This is a genomic window from Streptococcus sp. oral taxon 071 str. 73H25AP, assembly GCF_000146755.1.
GTDB classification, from domain to species: Bacteria; Bacillota; Bacilli; order Lactobacillales; family Streptococcaceae; genus Streptococcus; species Streptococcus oralis_T.
This window is the reverse complement of record NZ_GL397254.1, coordinates 1,741,241-1,757,300: the sequence shown is the minus strand read 5'-3', so window position 1 is coordinate 1,757,300 and position 16,060 is coordinate 1,741,241. Positions and strand designations below refer to the sequence as shown.

The following is a 16,060-nucleotide window of genomic DNA, read 5'->3' as shown; positions in this document are numbered from 1 at the left end:
TTTAGTAAAAAGGTAGGAATATGAACCGTTTTAAAAAATCAAAATATCTAATCATTGTTTTTGTCACAGTTCTAGCAGTTTCTGTACTATTAGTGACAACCTATTCAAGTGCTATTGTGACAAAATTAGGAGATGGCATTTCCTTAGTGGATAGAATTGTTCAAAAACCATTTCAGTGGTTTGATGCTTTCAAATCGGATTTGGGTCATTTGACGCAGACTTACAATGAGAATGAAAGTCTAAAAAAACAACTCTATCAATTAGAGGTAGAGTCTAATCAATCAGAACGTTTAAAAACAGAAAATGAACAACTACGTCAGCTTCTAGAGATGAAGTCAAAATTACAGGCCACAAAAACCCTAGCAGCAGATGTGATTATGCGAGCTCCAGTGTCTTGGAAGCAAGAGTTAACAATTAATGTGGGAAGTTCAAAAGGAGTTTCTGAAAATATGTTGGCCATTGCAAACGGTGGTTTGATTGGTAGTGTTTCAAAAGTAGAGGAGCATTCAACAACGGTTAACTTATTGACAAACACTGAAAATTCCGACAAAATTTCCGTTAAAATCCTGCATGGTTCTACTGAAATTTATGGAATCATCGTTGGCTATGACAAGGAAACCGAACTTCTTAAAATTAGTCAATTAAATAGTAACAGCGACATTAGCGCGGGAGATAAGGTGACGACGGGGGGGCTCGGAAACTTTAATGTTAAGGATATTCCTGTTGGCGAGGTTGTTGCCACAACACACAGCAGTGATTATCTAACGCGAGAGGTAACAGTAAAGTTGAGTGCTGACACCAAAGATCTTCATGTGGTAGAGTTAGTGGGGAATTAGCAATGAGAGTGTTAAAACAAATTGGTATTTTCTTTTTACTCCCTTTTGTTGTGCTAATTGATGCACATATTGGTCAATTAGTAGAATCCTTTTATCCACATTTTCACTTAGCCAGTCATTTCCTGTTTTTATTTCTCTTGTTTGAGACAATTGAGGTATCAGAATACTTCTATCTAGCTTATTGCTGTATGGTAGGTTTGGTGTACGATATCTATTTTTTCCACTTGATAGGAATTGCGACACTTTTATTTATCTTGATAGGTGCCTCACTTCACAAGTTTAATAGTGTGACTTTGTTGAACCGTTGGACGAGAATGTTAACAATAGTTGTGATGAGCTTCCTATTTGATATGGGTAGTTATCTCCTGGCCCTTGCTATGGGACTGACAGTAGAATCAATGCCAGTTTTCATTGTCTACAGTCTTGTCCCATCAATGATTTTAAACTTTTTGTGGATGGTGATTTTCCAGTATATTTTTGAAAAATATTATCTATAAGAAAGAAATAAAAATGTAACAAAGGCGTAATATTTATTATGTCTTTTTTTGGTATACTAGTAATGTCTTAAATAGAAGGAGTATCTACACAATATGAAGAAAAAAATCTTAGCGTCACTTTTATTAAGTACAGTATTGGTTTCACAAGCGGCGGTATTAACAACTGTTCATGCTGAAACAACTGATGAAAAAATTGCTGCTCAAGATAGTAAAATTAGTGACTTGTCAGCTAAACAAAAAGAAGCTCAAAAAGAAGTAGATGAAATCCAAACGCAAGTTACAGCTATTCAAACACAACAAGCAAGCTTGCAAGCTGAAAATGAAACACTTCAAGCGGAATCTAAAAAGCTTGAAGGAGAAATTACTGAGCTTTCTAAGAACATTGTTGCTCGTAATGAATCTTTGGAAAAACAAGCACGTAGCGCACAAACAAACGGTGCTGCAACTAGCTATATCAATACAATTGTAAATTCAAAATCAATTACAGAAGCTATTTCCCGTGTTGCGGCTATGAGCGAGATTGTATCGGCTAACAACAAAATGTTAGAGCAACAAAAAGCTGATAAAAAATCAATCTCAGAAAAACAAGTTGCAAATAATGAAGCAATCAATACTGTAATTGCGAACCAACAAACGCTTGCTGACGATGCACAAACATTGACAACAAAACAGGCGGAGTTAAAAGTTGCTGAGTTGAATCTTGCTGCAGAGAAAGCTACTGCAGAAGGCGAGAAAGCTACCTTGTTGGAACAAAAAGCAGCAGCAGAGGCAGAAGCGAAAGCAGCAGCTGAAGCAGAGGCAGCTTATAAAGCACGTCAAACAAGTCAACAACAATCAGTTGTTGCTTCTGGAAACACAAGTTTCTCAGCTCAAGTGCAAGCAACATCTACATCAGCGTCAGCATCAGCATCAGCATCTGACGACGAGGACTCAAGCTACACTCCAGCACCTACTCCAGCACCTACTCCGACTCCTACTAGACAACGTCCAACATACAGTACAAATGCTTCAAGTTATCCAACTGGTGAATGTACTTGGGGAGCTAAAACATTAGCACCTTGGGCTGGAGATTACTGGGGTAACGGAGCGCAGTGGGCTACAAGTGCAGCGGCTGCAGGATTCCGTACTGGATCAACTCCACAAGTTGGTGCGATTGCATGTTGGAATGACGGTGGATATGGACACGTAGCGGTTGTTACAGCAGTTTCATCAACAACTAGCATTCAAGTATCAGAATCAAACTATGGTGGAGATCGTACAATCGGTAACAAACGTGGATGGTTCAATCCAACTACAACTTCTGAAGGTTATGTTACTTATATCTATCCAAACTAATGAATGAAATAAAGAGGCTCGATTTGAGTCTCTTTTATTATTTTTTATCGAAAGCAAGACCGAAATCTATCAAAATCACTTGAAAATATGGCTAAAATGTGGTAGAATGAACCTTGTCGTGTAAACGATAATACTCATTCTTGATGAATTGTGAAACTGTTGCCCTCGGGTCGTTTTGCAAGTTGAAATCGAGAAGAGGAAAAAACAAAAAGGAGAAATACTCATGGCAGTAATTTCAATGAAACAACTTCTTGAGGCTGGTGTACACTTTGGTCACCAAACTCGTCGCTGGAACCCTAAGATGGCTAAGTACATCTTCACTGAGCGTAACGGAATCCACGTTATCGACTTGCAACAAACTGTAAAATACGCTGACCAAGCATACGACTTCATGCGTGATGCGGCAGCTAACGATGCGGTTGTATTGTTTGTTGGTACTAAGAAACAAGCTGCTGACGCTGTTGCTGAAGAAGCTGTACGTTCAGGTCAATACTACATCAACCACCGTTGGTTGGGTGGAACTCTTACTAACTGGGGAACTATCCAAAAACGTATCGCTCGTTTGAAAGAAATCAAACGTATGGAAGAAGAAGGAATCTTTGATGTTCTTCCTAAGAAAGAAGTTGCACTTCTTAACAAACAACGTGCACGTCTTGAAAAATTCTTGGGTGGTATCGAAGATATGCCTCGTATCCCAGATGTAATGTACGTAGTTGACCCACATAAAGAACAAATCGCTGTTAAAGAAGCTAAAAAATTGGGAATCCCAGTTGTAGCGATGGTTGACACAAACACTGATCCAGATGATATCGATGTAATCATCCCAGCTAACGATGACGCTATTCGCGCGGTTAAATTGATCACAGCTAAATTGGCTGATGCTATCATCGAAGGACGTCAAGGTGAAGATGCAGCAGCAGTTGAAGCAGAATTTGCAGCTTCAGAAGCTCAAGCAGACTCAATCGAAGAAATCGTTGAAGTTGTAGAAGGCGACAACGCTTAATTCAAATAAGTAATCATTACCTAGGAGGGCGGGGCTTAGCCCGGCTCTCCTATTTTTAAAAAATATAGGAGAATCAAAATGGCAGAAATTACAGCTAAACTTGTTAAAGAGTTGCGTGAAAAATCTGGTGCTGGTGTTATGGACGCTAAGAAAGCATTGGTTGAAGTTGAAGGTGATATCGAAAAAGCAATCGAATTGCTTCGCGAAAAAGGTATGGCTAAGGCAGCTAAGAAAGCTGACCGTGTTGCAGCTGAAGGTTTGACTGGTGTATTTGTTAACGGTAACGTTGCAGCAGTAGTTGAAGTAAATGCTGAAACTGACTTCGTTGCAAAAAATGCTCAATTCGTTGACTTGGTAAATGCTACAGCTAAAGTAATTGCTGAAGGAAAACCAGCTAACAACGAAGAAGCTCTTGCCTTGACAATGCCTTCAGGTGAAACTCTTGAAGCAGCCTATGTATCTGCAACAGCTACAATCGGTGAAAAAATCTCATTCCGTCGTTTTGCTTTGCTTGAAAAAACAGATGCACAACACTTTGGAGCATACCAACACAATGGTGGACGTATCGGTGTTATCTCTGTCATCGAAGGTGGAGATGAAGCACTTGCTAAACAAATCTCAATGCATATCGCTGCGATGAAACCAACAGTTCTTTCTTACAAAGAATTGGATGAGCAGTTCGTTAAAGATGAGTTGGCACAATTGAACCACGTGATTGACCAAGATAATGATAGCCGTGCAATGGTTGGTAAACCAGCTCTTCCACACTTAAAATATGGATCAAAAGCTCAATTGACTGATGAAGTGATTGCTCAAGCTGAAGAAGATATCAAAGCTGAATTAGTTGCAGAAGGCAAACCCGAAAAAATCTGGGACAAAATCATCCCAGGTAAAATGGATCGCTTCATGCTTGACAACACTAAAGTTGACCAAGCATACACACTTCTTGCACAAGTCTACATCATGGATGACAGCAAGACAGTTGAAGCTTACCTTGAATCAGTAAATGCTTCAGTAGTTGAGTTCGCTCGCTTTGAAGTTGGTGAAGGTATCGAAAAAGTTGCAAATGATTTTGAAGCTGAAGTTGCAGCTACAATGGCAGCAGCTTTGAATAACTAAAAAATCTGAGACAAATAGTTCTCAGCCATAAAAAAGCTAGGGATTTCCAATTGAGGAACTCTAGCTTTTTAATTTTGACTCCCTCTCTCATTGTATTTTAAGAGGTTGTTGGCCATGAGTATGAATCCCATGTTAATTCTTGCTTGACGCTTACCTCTCAGATCACATCTCTTGTAACCCCAATAACCCCAACAAGCCTTTATCTGCCCCAAAATTTTGTTTTAGAATGAGTATATAAAAAGCCCTTTAATAAGGGCTAAGTGCATTTAGGAGACTACACTTCAAATTCATAGAGTGCTGTAGACAAATAACGTTCGCCGTTATCCGGTGCTAAAGCAAGGACTTTCTTCCCTGTACCTAATTTCTTGGCAACCTCAATTGCCCCGTAAATCGCTGCAGCTGAAGAAATCCCAACAAGGAAGCCTTCTTTTCCACCAATTTCACGGCCAAGTGCTAGAGCATCATCTGACGTTACGCGGACGATACCATCATAGGCCTTTGTATCAAGTGTTTCAGGAATAAATCCAGCTGAGATGCCTTGAATTTTGTGAGGCCCTGGTTTTTCACCAGACAAGATAGCTGACTCGTCTGCCTCAACTGCATAAACTTGAATGTTTGAATTTGCTGCTTTAAGAGCGTGAGAAACACCTGAGATCGTTCCACCAGTACCAACACCACCCACAAAAGCATCTAGTCCATCAGAACCGAAAGTAGCCAGTATTTCAGCTCCTGTTGTTCTTTCGTGTACTTCTGGGTTAGCTGGGTTATTAAATTGGAGTGGAAGGAAGCCGTCACGTTCAGCAGCGATTTCCTGAGCTTTGGCAATAGCCCCTTTCATTCCTTCGCTACCAGGAGTGAGGACGAGTTCAGCACCATAGGCTTGGATAATCTTACGTCGCTCCACACTCATCGTTTCTGGCATGACGATAACAACTTTATATCCTTTAGCGGCACCAACCCATGAAAGACCGATTCCAGTATTTCCACTTGTTGCTTCAACAATAGTAGCACCGGGTTTTAGAATGCCATCCTGCTCAGCCTTTTCAATCATGCTAAGGGCAATACGGTCTTTGACTGAAGATCCTGGGTTAAAGGCCTCTAGTTTAACATAGACGTCTGCAGCACCCTCTGGAACAATATTGTTGAGTTTAACAATTGGTGTTTGTCCGATTAGTTCAGTAATATTATTGTAGATAGTCATAGATATACCTCTTTGTATAAGATGATACTAGTATAACGTGCTCTAGGCTATTTGTAAAATATAGAAATCCTATCGAAGCGATAGGATTTTTTTATATCAAAGGTCTAAGCCATTAATTTTCAATCGATTGTGATAAGCAAGTTCTAGTAAATAGGTGTAAAGGGGAAGAATATCCGTTTTCTTAGGAAATTCAAATTTGTGGTAACTAAAATGCTCATTATGTGCTTTTAGAAAGACATTCTCTAAATAAGTGATCGTAATCTCACTATCGTCTATACCTGCTCCTGCAGTTTCCATTTCAACGTTGACAATGTTCATCAAAAAGAGTGACTTAACAGACATCTTGCGACCAGTAGCGCCTTGCTTATCTGTAAAGATAATACGAATATTTGTAAAGATGATTGCGTCACGGATGAGCTTATATCCACTTTGGATTTCTTCATTCTCTAGTAGGTATTGACCATATTCTTTGATAAGAGCTTCTTTGTTTTGCTCGCTGAAGTTACCAGCAAGTCCTTGAATAAATTTCCCAAACGCCATGTATTTCTCCTTTTTTACACTAAGTTTACAGAAACTTCAACTTCTCGTAAACCTTGATCTGTTAAAGTAACCTTTCCATTAAAGAACTCTACAAGAGCAGACTTGATATTTTCTTTCTCTTCCTTATCAACATAAATTATGGTATCGATTTGATCTGTAAAGTTTGTCTCGAGTTCCATGAGATTATGTTCTTTAAGGAAATTACCATACTCTTGGTATTGAGCGTAAGACATCTGAATGGCTATGCCAGCTTGCTCTTTGATTTCAATAATGCCTATTTCTTTGACAGCCAAGGCTACATTTCCTGCGTAAGCACGAATCAAACCTCCAGCGCCTAGCTTAATCCCCCCAAAGTAGCGAGTAACTACTACGCAGACATTGGTAAGATTATGATTTTCTAAGACGCCAAGCATAGGGACTCCAGCAGTACCACTAGGTTCGCCATCATCACTCGTACGCTTGATTTCACTGCGTTCCCCTACAACAAAAGCAGAGCAGTTATGGGTGGCTTTGTAGTGTTCTTTTTTGATGGTAGTGATGAAGTTACGAGCCTCTTCTTCACTATAGACACGCTTTGCGTGACAGATAAAGCGTGACTTTTTAATTTCTTCTTGGACCTGCCCGTCCTCTTTAATTGTTCTAAATTCCATGATTTAATTGTACTAAAAAAAACCCTAAATCGCTAGATTTTTGCGAATATTAAAGTATGAAAGTAAATCCAAATTATCTCGGTCGCTTGTTTACTGAGAAAGAATTAACAAAAGAAGAATGTCAGATGGCTGAGAAACTTCCAACAATGAGAAAAGAGAAGGGAAAATTGTTTTGTCAACGTTGTAATAGTAGGATTCTAGAGGAATGGTATTTGCCTATAGGTGCCTGCTATTGCAGGGAGTGTTTGCTGATGAAGCGAGTCAGGAGTGATCAAGCCTTATACTATTTTCCGCAGGAAGATTTTTCAAAGCAAGATGTTCTCAAATGGCGTGGTCAGTTAACCCCTTTTCAGGAAAAAGTATCAGAGGGGTTGATTCGAGCAGTCGAAAAGAGAGAGCCTACCTTAGTTCATGCTGTGACAGGTGCTGGAAAGACAGAGATGATTTATCAAGTTGTTGCCAAAGTGATTGATGATGGTGGTGCAGTTTGTTTGGCAAGTCCTCGAATTGATGTGTGTTTGGAACTGTATAAGCGACTGCAGAAAGACTTTGCTTGCGATATAGCGCTACTCCATGGCGAATCAGAGCCCTATTTTCGAACTCCCTTAGTAGTTGCAACAACTCATCAGTTATTAAAATTTTATCATGCTTTTGATTTGTTGATAGTGGATGAGGTAGATGCCTTTCCTTATGTTGACAATCAAATGCTTTACCATGCTGTAAAGAATAGTGTAAAGGAGAATGGCATGAGAATCTTTTTAACAGCTACATCTACTGATGAGTTAGATAAGAAAGTTCGAATAGGAGAGTTAAAAAGGCTAAGCTTGCCGAGACGATTTCATGGAAATCCTTTGATTATTCCTAAACCTGTCTGGTTATCAGATTTTAATCGCTGTTTAGAGAAAAGTCAGTTGTCATCTAAGTTAAAGACCTACATTGAGAAACAGAGAAGAACAGGTTATCCATTGCTTATTTTTGCATCAGAGATTAAGAAAGGTGAAAAACTAAAAGAAATACTACAGGTGCATTTCCCGAATGAGAATATCGGTTTTGTATCTTCTGTCACAGAAAATCGATTAGAGCAGGTGCAAGCTTTTCGAGATGGAGAGTTGACGATATTGATCAGTACGACAATTTTAGAGCGTGGGGTTACCTTCCCTTGTGTGGATGTTTTCGTTGTAGAAGCTAATCATCGTCTCTTTACCAAGTCTAGCTTGATTCAGATTGGTGGGCGAGTTGGGCGTAGTATGGACAGACCAACTGGTGAGTTGCTCTTCTTTCATGATGGATTAAATACTTCCATCAAAAAGGCAATCAAGGAAATCAAGCAGATGAACATGGAGACAGGTTTATGAACTGTTTATTATGTGGACAGACTACCAAGTGTGAGCTGACTTTTAGTAGTCTCTTCCTTTTGAAGGACGACTGCAGTTATCTTTGCTTAGCTTGTGCTTCTAGTTTTGAGAAGATTGGTGAGAAATATTGTCCAAACTGTATGAAAACAGATATGTCAACTAAGTGTCAAGATTGTAAACTTTGGTGTAAAGAAGGAATTCGGGTTGATCATAAGGCAATCTTTACCTATAATCAAGCTATGAAAGACTTTTTCAGTCGATATAAGTTTGATGGCGATTTTTTGCTTAGAAAAGTTTTTGCTTCCGTTCTTGCTGAGGAGCTGAAAAAGTATAGAGGTTATCAATTTGTGTTGATTCCCCTAAGTCCTGAAAGATTACTTGAGAGGGGATTTAACCAAGTTGAGGGTTTGGTCGAAGCGGCAGGCTTTTCTTTTAAAGATATATTAGGAAAAAGAGAAGAGAGTGCTAGTTCTTCTAAAAGCCGTTTGGAAAGGTTGGCTACTAAAATTCCATTTTTTATTAAAGATGGGATCTCACTTCCTAAGAAGATTTTGCTGATTGATGACATCTATACAACAGGTGCAACTGTGAATCGTGTAAAACGACTTTTGGAAGAAGCGGGTGCTTTGGAAGTTAAAACCTTTTCCCTTGTAAGATGAGGAAAAAATTTGCAAAATGAAAATGAAAGCGTTATAATATAGTTAGAAAAACAAAAATGTTTAGAAAGAAGGTACTTATATGATTAAATATAGTATCCGTGGTGAAAACCTAGAAGTAACAGAAGCAATTCGTGATTATGTAGTTTCTAAACTCGAAAAGATCGAAAAGTATTTCCAACCAGAGCAAGAGTTGGATGCACGTGTGAATTTGAAAGTTTACCGTGAGAAAACAGCAAAGGTTGAAGTAACAATTCCACTTGGATCTATTACTCTTCGTGCAGAAGATGTTTCTCAAGATATGTATGGTTCTATCGATCTTGTAACAGATAAAATTGAACGTCAGATTCGTAAAAATAAGACTAAAATCGAACGTAAGAATAAAAATAAAGTTGCGACAAGTCAACTCTTTACAGATGCTCTAGTTGAAGATGCAGATGTTGTGCAACCTAAAGTCGTTCGTTCAAAACAAATTGATTTGAAGCCAATGGATTTAGAAGAAGCCCTTCTTCAAATGGATTTATTGGGACATGATTTCTTTATTTATGTAGATGTAGAAGATCAAACAACTAATGTTTTGTATCGTCGAGAAGATGGTGAAGTTGGTTTGCTCGAAGTAAAAGAATCATAAAATTGAAATAACTAATAAGAGTGGTTTACTGATTTGTAAACCACTTTTTCTTGTGCCTATAAGTAAGTAGAAAAACGAGGAAATCCTTGATAAAACAGTCAGAATCGACCCCTATAATCTGAACTTATAGGGGTGTTTATATTTATTAAGTAGACAAAATAATACCCTAAGGGATAGAATGGGGTTGTCAACAAATAGCGAATACAAAAATGTAAGCGCTCTTATAACAAATAAAGGAGTCATAACTATGGCAACAAAAGAAGAAATTTTACGCGAACTATATCCTGAGGACCTTTTTCACTATGCGGATGGTCTAACTTTGGGTGAAGCAGAGGTTTTACAAGAAACTCGCCGTTTGATTGAGAAACATCTCCGTCCGGTTATTAATGAATACTGGGAAAAACCTGATTTTCCTTTTGAAGAATTCTATGCTGTGGCTAAGGGCGCTCAAATTATGAACAATCCAAAATTGTTTGAAGGACGTGAGGGTAGCTGGAAACCATCTGAACTTTATATTGCTTTCTTGTATCTTGAACTTGCTCGCTTCGATGCTTCTATGGCAACATTCTACACCGTTCATGGTGGACTTTGCTACAACACAATTCTCTTGGGTGGTGATGAGCGTCAACAAAAAGAATTTCTTCCAAAATTAGCTGCATTTGATTGGCAAGGTTGCTTCGCTTTGACTGAACCTCTTTCAGGTTCTGATATTGCTGGAGGACTTGCAACTACTGCAGAACGTGTTGGAGACAAGTGGATTCTAAATGGTGAAAAACGCTGGATTGGTGGTTCAGATACTGCAGATGTCGTTCCTGTATTTGCTCGTGATGTTGCGGATGGCAAGGTGAAATGCTTTATCGTTCGTAAGGGAGCTCCTGGATATCATGCGGAACCAATCCCACATAAGATTGCTCTTCGTTGTGTCCGCAATGGCCATATTACTATGAAGAATGTAGAGGTTCCAGATTCAGACCGTTTGGTAAATATCAATGGTTTTGGTGATGTAGCCCGTATCTTGACCTTCACTCGTGCGGACGTTGCTCACATTGCTATGGGAGTGACTTGTGGATCTTATGTAGCAGCTCTTAAATATGCTAAAGATCGTGAACAGTTCAAACGTCCAATTGCCAAATTCCAAATTGTTCAAGAAAAATTGGCTCGTATGCAAGCAAATGCTGTAGCAGTTATTGCTTATTCAACTCGTATTGCTGAGATGCAAGAGAAAGGGAATGAATTGATGCTTAACTCTGCTCTTGCTAAGATGCACAATTCCTTGGTGATGCGCGAAACAGTTGCCCTTGCTCGTGAAACTTGCGGAGGTAATGGTATTACACTTGAGACAGACGTTGCTCGTTTCTTTGCAGATGCTGAATCAATCTATACCTATGAAGGTTCACACGAAGTGAATGCCTTGATTGTTGGTCGTGAGATTACTGGACTAGGTGCCTTTGTTTAATGTCAGAAGGGCGATTGAAGGATTTCTGTTCAATCGTCCTTGCTTCATGCACTGGATTTTTGTAAAATAAGAAGGAGAAAATAATGATATCTAAAGTGATGATTATTGGTTCTGGTCAAATGGGAAGCGGAATTGCTCAAGTATTTGCTCAGGCTGGTTTTACAGTTTACTTAAACGATATTAAAGAAGAATTTGTTCAAAGAGGCTTGAATAATATCACAAAACAATTGGAACGTTCAGTTGAAAAAGGACGGATGTCTGCGGATGAGAAGGATCAGGTATTAGCCAATTTGCTTCCATCTGTTTCATATGAAGATGCGAAAAAAGTCCAATTGGTGATTGAAGCTGCAACTGAGAATCGTGAGATTAAGTTGAATATTTTCAAACAATTGGATGAATTGACAGATCCTAAAACTATCTTAGCATCAAACACATCCTCTTTGTCAATCACGGATATAGCTGCTGCTACTAAACATCAGGAGCGCGTGATTGGAATGCACTTCTTTAATCCTGCCCCAATCATGAAACTTGTAGAGGTTATTAAGGCCTTGCAGACTTCAGAAGAAGTGGTTCAGGCGGTTCGTGAATTGACAGTGAAAATTGGTAAAACACCAGTTGATGTTAAAGATTCTTATGGTTTTGTTGTGAACAGAATTTTGATTCCTATGATCAATGAAGCCGTTTACATTCTAGGTGAAGGAGTGGCTAGTGCCGAGGAAATCGATGAAGCGATGAAACTTGGTGCAAATCATCCTATTGGACCTTTGGCTCTTGCTGACTTGATTGGGTTGGATGTTTGTTTGGCTATTATGGGCGTCCTAAACCAAGGGTTTGGTGATCAAAAATACCGTCCTGCCCCTCTTCTTAAGAAAATGGTCGAAGCAGGAAAATTGGGACGGAAGACAAAAGAAGGCTTCTTTACTTACTAGACACTGATGGAGGTAGTCATGAAAGACGTAGTTATTGTTTCGGCAGTGCGAACACCTTTAGGTTCCTTTGGCGGGAGCTTGAAGAATGTTTCTGCTGTTGATTTGGGATCTTTGGTAATTAAGAGTGCTTTGGAAAAAGCGAATATTAAACCAGAGCAGGTAGATGAAGTGATTATGGGGAATGTCCTAGGCGCAGGTTTAGGCCAAAACGTGGCTCGCCAAATGAGTATTCATGCTGGGCTTCCTGAATTTACACCAGCCTTTACCATTAATAAGGTTTGTGGTTCTGGTTTGAAGGCAGTGCAGTTAGCTGCTCAAGCGATTCAGTGCGGAGATGCAGATATTGTCGTGGCTGGTGGTGCAGAAAACATGAGCCAGGCTCCATATGTTTTGCCAAGCTTCCGTTGGGGTGGCCGTATGGGAGATTCGAAAGTGGTAGATACCATGATTAAGGACGGTTTGTCTGATGCCTTTAACGAATACCATATGGGGATTACAGCTGAGAATGTGGCAGAAGAATATGGTATTAGCCGGGATGATCAAGATGCGCTTGCTTTGGAATCACAAAAACGAGCAGTAGCGGCTATAGAATCTGGACGCTTTAAGGAAGAGATTGTTCCGGTGGTTATTCCTCAACGCAAAGGCGATCCTATCATCTTTGATACAGATGAATTTCCTAGAAAAGATGCTAGCTTGGAGAGTCTGTCCAAGCTACGCCCTGTTTTCAAAAAAGACGGTTCTGTTACAGCGGGTAATGCATCAGGTATCAATGACGGAGCAGCGGCTGTCTTGGTCATGAGCGCTGAAAAAGCTGAAGAATTAGGACTTCCAGTCATTGCGCGAATTCGTTCGTATGCAAGTGCAGGTTTGGATCCTAAGATTATGGGATGTGGACCGATTTATGCGACCCGTAAAGCTCTTGAAAAAGGTAATTTGACAGTTGATGATCTTGACTTGATCGAGTCAAATGAAGCCTTTGCTGCTCAGGCTTGTGCGGTTGGGAAAACACTTGGCTTTAACACAGATATTGTCAATGTCAATGGTGGCGCGATTGCTCTTGGTCATCCAATTGGAGCTTCAGGCTGCCGTATCTTAGTGACTCTGGTACATGAGATGATGAAACGTGATGCCAAAACTGGTTTAGCAACTCTCTGTATCGGAGGAGGGATGGGAACAGCCCTCATCGTTGAACGTTAGTTATTAGAAAACTGAACGTCATTTCCTCTTTTTCAATATTACGATTACAAAATGAGATATTGATCCGATCTCATAGTTACATACCTTATCAAGTGTCTTTCTCCGAAAGTGCTTGATAAGGTATTTTTGCTTTTCCTAAGACTTTGAGGGTATATTGAATGGCCCTATTCTATAAGCTGGACTTATAGGTCTATAAATAAAGATTAAGTAGACGGATAGGGAAAAAAGGATTATGATGAAAATGTAAGCTCTTACATTTTGTGTTGGTATTTGTTGACGCTGTACTCTGTACTCAAAATAAATCAAGTAGGAGCAAAACAATGAGTAAAACTGTTTTATTAGAGGTTAAGAATGGTCTTGGCTATCTAACAATTAACCGTCCATCGGCTTTGAACGCTTTAAGTTCAGAAGTCTTAAAGGATTTGAATCTCGTTTTAGACCAAATTGAAGCTAGCGAGGACATTCGTGTTGTCATCGTGACTGGTCAAGGGGAAAAAGCATTTGTCGCTGGAGCAGACATTAAAGAGATGGACCAAATGTCTCCAATTCAGGCTCATGAATACATGACCTATGCGAACGACACCTTTACCCGCTTATCTGAATTGACTCAGCCAACTATTTCAGTATTGAATGGTTATGCTTTGGGAGGCGGTTTAGAATTAGCTCTTTCAACTGATATCCGAATCGGCTATGACAAGACAATGGTTGGCTTCCCTGAAGTCGGCTTGGGAATCATTCCTGGTTTTGCAGGTACCCAAAGAATGTCTCGTTTGATTGGTACTAGTAAAACAAAGGAATTAATTTTCACTGCTAGAATGGTTAAAGGACAAGAAGCATATGATCTTGGAATTCTTAACAAGTTGGTATCAGCAGAAGAACTATTGCCTGCGGCAGAAGAGCTAGCAGCAGCGATTATGAAAAATGCACCGCTAGCAGTTGAAAAAGCTAAACATATTATCCAAGTTGGCTCAGAACTCCCTCTGAAAAATGCTATTCGTTTGGAAACAGAAGCGGAAGCTCTACTCTTCTCAACAGAAGATAAGATAGAAGGAATGCGCGCTTTTGTTGAAAAACGCAAAGCTGTCTTTCAACGTAAATAAGAGAGGAGATAGGTTATGAAAGTTGTAACATTGTCTGAAGCTATTTCCTTGATTCATTCAGGAGATAAAGTTGGTATTTCTGGATTTCTTGGAGTGGGAGAACCATTTGAGTTAATTGAGGAACTAGTTCGTCAAAACCAGCAAGATTTGACCTTGGTGTCTGTTGTAACCTCTCAACCAGGTAAGGAAGTTGGAGTTGGTCGTCTTTGTGAAAATCATCAGGTTACAAAGTATATTGCAGCCCATGTAGGAACATCTGCTGCTGCTCAGCATGATTATTTCTCAGGAACCATGAAAGTGGAGTTCACTCCGATGGGAACTGTCGTAGAACGCTTACATGCTGCAGGTGCGGGTCTTGGAGCAGTTTTAACGCCAACAGGTGTAGGAACAATTCTTGAAGATGAGCACGAAAAAGTAACTCGAAATGGAAAAGAATATTTGATTTATGATCCATTGAAGATTGATATTGCCTTGATTAAAGCTACTAAGGCTGATAAATATGGTAATCTTTATCTAGATGGGACTACTAAAAACATCTCTCTTCAACTCGCTCTAGCGGCTGATACAGTCATTGTTGAGACAAACGAGTTGGTTGAAGTCGGGGAAATTGATCCAAATGATATTTACATCCCTGGTATCCTAGTTGACTATGTCGTTCAAGGATTGACACCACAAGAGCATCATCAGATGATGGGAGACTTGTGGACAGAGACAAAAAAACTGGCGGGGGTGAAGTAAAATGAAAGCAAAAGAAATTATCGCAAGACGTGTAGCGCTTGAATTTAAAGATGGAGATGTGGTCAATCTTGGATTTGGGATTCCAAACGCTTCTGCTGATTATATTCCTGAAGGAGTAAATGTTATTTTGCAGGCAGAAAATGGCGCCCTTCGATTTGGAGAAACACCAACTAAGGACACCTATAATGCCAATTTAGCGAACTCTGGTGGAGCTCCTATCACATTATTACCAGGAGCAGCCTTGTTTGATCTACAAACTTCCTTTGCAATTATTCGTGGTGGACACGTGGATGCAACTGTTCTGGGAGCGCTAGAAGTCAGCCAAGATGGTAGCATTGCGAACTGGATTATCCCAGGGAAATTTGCTCCTGGTATGGGTGGTGCAATGGACTTATTGGTAGGTGCTAAGCGTGTAATCGGGGCTATTCAACACACAACTGCTGATGGGGAATCCAAGTTGTTGAAAGAATGTACCTTGCCACTTTCAGCTAAAGGAGTATTGGATCTTGTCATCACAGAATTAGCTGTTTTTGGATTCAAAGATGGTAAATTCCTGTTGAAAGAGCTGGCTCCTGGTGTGACATTAGAAGAAGTTCTTGAAAAAACAGCTGGGGAAGTCATTGTCTCAGAAGACCTAAAAACAATGCCGATTTAAGCAAAAAAAGAGCTATTTTCTGCTTAGTGTGTTATGATATAAACTAGATAGTATTGTAAGCGTTTTATATACAACGTTAAAATGAAGTATTCGAAATGTTATTTCGATAAAAAGTCAGTAGACAACTATCAAACACTAGAATAGTTGTCTAATTGACTTACT

The 16,060-nt window shown here is 39.6% G+C and carries 17 protein-coding genes; 14 read left to right on the top strand and 3 right to left on the bottom strand.

What is annotated here, in order from left to right; genetic code table 11:
- The first annotated feature begins 20 nt into the window (after positions 1-20).
- The 5 genes from mreC (at position 21) to tsf (ending at position 4,790) form a co-directional block, all read left to right on the top strand.
- The gene (gene mreC, locus HMPREF9189_RS10750; RefSeq protein WP_001078967.1) at positions 21-836 is read left to right on the top strand and encodes a rod shape-determining protein MreC; all 816 of its coding nucleotides are present in this window, start codon (positions 21-23) and stop codon (positions 834-836) included.
- A gap of 2 nt (positions 837-838) precedes the next feature.
- The gene (gene mreD, locus HMPREF9189_RS10745) at positions 839-1,333 is read left to right on the top strand and encodes a rod shape-determining protein MreD (protein ID WP_001264828.1); all 495 of its coding nucleotides are present in this window, start codon (positions 839-841) and stop codon (positions 1,331-1,333) included.
- Positions 1,334-1,426: 93 nt separating this feature from the next.
- Positions 1,427-2,668, top strand: coding sequence for a peptidoglycan hydrolase PcsB (gene pcsB, locus HMPREF9189_RS10740; protein ID WP_000726985.1), 1,242 nt, complete (start codon positions 1,427-1,429; stop codon positions 2,666-2,668).
- A 223-nt stretch (positions 2,669-2,891) separates the two neighbouring features.
- A complete protein-coding gene (gene rpsB / locus HMPREF9189_RS10735) occupies positions 2,892-3,671 on the top strand; it encodes a 30S ribosomal protein S2 (RefSeq protein ID WP_002876048.1) in 780 nt (259 codons plus the stop codon).
- Positions 3,672-3,749: 78 nt separating this feature from the next.
- Positions 3,750-4,790 (top strand): translation elongation factor Ts, encoded by a 1,041-nt coding sequence (gene tsf / locus HMPREF9189_RS10730; RefSeq protein ID WP_000808085.1) that lies wholly within the window; start codon positions 3,750-3,752, stop codon positions 4,788-4,790.
- Between the two features lie 274 nt (positions 4,791-5,064).
- Here tsf and cysK read toward each other — a convergent pair whose 3' ends face one another.
- The 3 genes from cysK to HMPREF9189_RS10715 all read right to left on the bottom strand — a co-directional run bounded on the left by cysK (position 5,065) and on the right by HMPREF9189_RS10715 (position 7,181).
- Positions 5,065-5,991 (bottom strand): cysteine synthase A, encoded by a 927-nt coding sequence (gene cysK, locus HMPREF9189_RS10725; RefSeq protein ID WP_000158484.1) that lies wholly within the window; start codon positions 5,989-5,991, stop codon positions 5,065-5,067.
- Positions 5,992-6,087: 96 nt separating this feature from the next.
- Entirely contained in the window at positions 6,088-6,531 is a 444-nt protein-coding gene (locus HMPREF9189_RS10720; RefSeq protein WP_000863904.1) for a PH domain-containing protein, read from the bottom strand.
- 14 nt (positions 6,532-6,545) lie between these two features.
- Positions 6,546-7,181, bottom strand: coding sequence for a YigZ family protein (locus tag HMPREF9189_RS10715; RefSeq protein WP_000395758.1), 636 nt, complete (start codon positions 7,179-7,181; stop codon positions 6,546-6,548).
- 56 nt (positions 7,182-7,237) lie between these two features.
- Here HMPREF9189_RS10715 and HMPREF9189_RS10710 point away from each other — a divergent pair, with 56 nt between their 5' ends.
- From HMPREF9189_RS10710 to HMPREF9189_RS10670, 9 genes are all read left to right on the top strand, one after another.
- A complete protein-coding gene (locus HMPREF9189_RS10710) occupies positions 7,238-8,536 on the top strand; it encodes a DEAD/DEAH box helicase (protein ID WP_009755474.1) in 1,299 nt (432 codons plus the stop codon).
- Positions 8,533-9,195 (top strand): ComF family protein, encoded by a 663-nt coding sequence (locus tag HMPREF9189_RS10705; RefSeq protein WP_000995715.1) that lies wholly within the window; start codon positions 8,533-8,535, stop codon positions 9,193-9,195. Before HMPREF9189_RS10710 ends, HMPREF9189_RS10705 begins: the two co-directional genes overlap by 4 nt.
- A gap of 79 nt (positions 9,196-9,274) precedes the next feature.
- On the top strand, positions 9,275-9,823 hold the full coding sequence (gene raiA / locus HMPREF9189_RS10700) for a ribosome hibernation-promoting factor, HPF/YfiA family (RefSeq protein ID WP_000599116.1): 549 nt from the start codon (positions 9,275-9,277) through the stop codon (positions 9,821-9,823).
- Between the two features lie 247 nt (positions 9,824-10,070).
- On the top strand, positions 10,071-11,279 hold the full coding sequence (locus tag HMPREF9189_RS10695) for an acyl-CoA dehydrogenase family protein (protein WP_000201480.1): 1,209 nt from the start codon (positions 10,071-10,073) through the stop codon (positions 11,277-11,279).
- Positions 11,280-11,359: 80 nt separating this feature from the next.
- Entirely contained in the window at positions 11,360-12,208 is an 849-nt protein-coding gene (locus HMPREF9189_RS10690) for a 3-hydroxybutyryl-CoA dehydrogenase (RefSeq protein ID WP_025168538.1), read from the top strand.
- Positions 12,209-12,226: 18 nt separating this feature from the next.
- Entirely contained in the window at positions 12,227-13,405 is a 1,179-nt protein-coding gene (locus HMPREF9189_RS10685) for an acetyl-CoA C-acetyltransferase (protein WP_000656060.1), read from the top strand.
- Between the two features lie 320 nt (positions 13,406-13,725).
- Positions 13,726-14,505 (top strand): enoyl-CoA hydratase-related protein, encoded by a 780-nt coding sequence (locus HMPREF9189_RS10680; RefSeq protein ID WP_000048044.1) that lies wholly within the window; start codon positions 13,726-13,728, stop codon positions 14,503-14,505.
- A 15-nt stretch (positions 14,506-14,520) separates the two neighbouring features.
- Positions 14,521-15,243, top strand: coding sequence for a CoA transferase subunit A (locus HMPREF9189_RS10675; RefSeq protein WP_000869890.1), 723 nt, complete (start codon positions 14,521-14,523; stop codon positions 15,241-15,243).
- Between the two features lies 1 nt (position 15,244).
- Positions 15,245-15,898, top strand: coding sequence for a 3-oxoacid CoA-transferase subunit B (locus HMPREF9189_RS10670; RefSeq protein WP_000644735.1), 654 nt, complete (start codon positions 15,245-15,247; stop codon positions 15,896-15,898).
- Positions 15,899-16,060 lie beyond the last annotated feature (162 nt).

Bases quoted from the DNA above. Each gene is read 5' to 3' on its own strand.
- mreC (WP_001078967.1), top strand. From the start codon at position 21: ATGAACCGTTTTAAAAAATCAAAATATCTAATCATTGTTTTTGTCACA.
- mreD (WP_001264828.1), top strand. From the start codon at position 839: ATGAGAGTGTTAAAACAAATTGGTATTTTCTTTTTACTCCCTTTTGTT.
- pcsB (WP_000726985.1), top strand. From the start codon at position 1,427: ATGAAGAAAAAAATCTTAGCGTCACTTTTATTAAGTACAGTATTGGTT.
- rpsB (WP_002876048.1), top strand. From the start codon at position 2,892: ATGGCAGTAATTTCAATGAAACAACTTCTTGAGGCTGGTGTACACTTT.
- tsf (WP_000808085.1), top strand. From the start codon at position 3,750: ATGGCAGAAATTACAGCTAAACTTGTTAAAGAGTTGCGTGAAAAATCT.
- cysK (WP_000158484.1), bottom strand. From the start codon at position 5,991: ATGACTATCTACAATAATATTACTGAACTAATCGGACAAACACCAATT.
- HMPREF9189_RS10720 (WP_000863904.1), bottom strand. From the start codon at position 6,531: ATGGCGTTTGGGAAATTTATTCAAGGACTTGCTGGTAACTTCAGCGAG.
- HMPREF9189_RS10715 (WP_000395758.1), bottom strand. From the start codon at position 7,181: ATGGAATTTAGAACAATTAAAGAGGACGGGCAGGTCCAAGAAGAAATT.
- HMPREF9189_RS10710 (WP_009755474.1), top strand. From the start codon at position 7,238: ATGAAAGTAAATCCAAATTATCTCGGTCGCTTGTTTACTGAGAAAGAA.
- HMPREF9189_RS10705 (WP_000995715.1), top strand. From the start codon at position 8,533: ATGAACTGTTTATTATGTGGACAGACTACCAAGTGTGAGCTGACTTTT.
- raiA (WP_000599116.1), top strand. From the start codon at position 9,275: ATGATTAAATATAGTATCCGTGGTGAAAACCTAGAAGTAACAGAAGCA.
- HMPREF9189_RS10695 (WP_000201480.1), top strand. From the start codon at position 10,071: ATGGCAACAAAAGAAGAAATTTTACGCGAACTATATCCTGAGGACCTT.
- HMPREF9189_RS10685 (WP_000656060.1), top strand. From the start codon at position 12,227: ATGAAAGACGTAGTTATTGTTTCGGCAGTGCGAACACCTTTAGGTTCC.
- HMPREF9189_RS10680 (WP_000048044.1), top strand. From the start codon at position 13,726: ATGAGTAAAACTGTTTTATTAGAGGTTAAGAATGGTCTTGGCTATCTA.
- HMPREF9189_RS10675 (WP_000869890.1), top strand. From the start codon at position 14,521: ATGAAAGTTGTAACATTGTCTGAAGCTATTTCCTTGATTCATTCAGGA.
- HMPREF9189_RS10670 (WP_000644735.1), top strand. From the start codon at position 15,245: ATGAAAGCAAAAGAAATTATCGCAAGACGTGTAGCGCTTGAATTTAAA.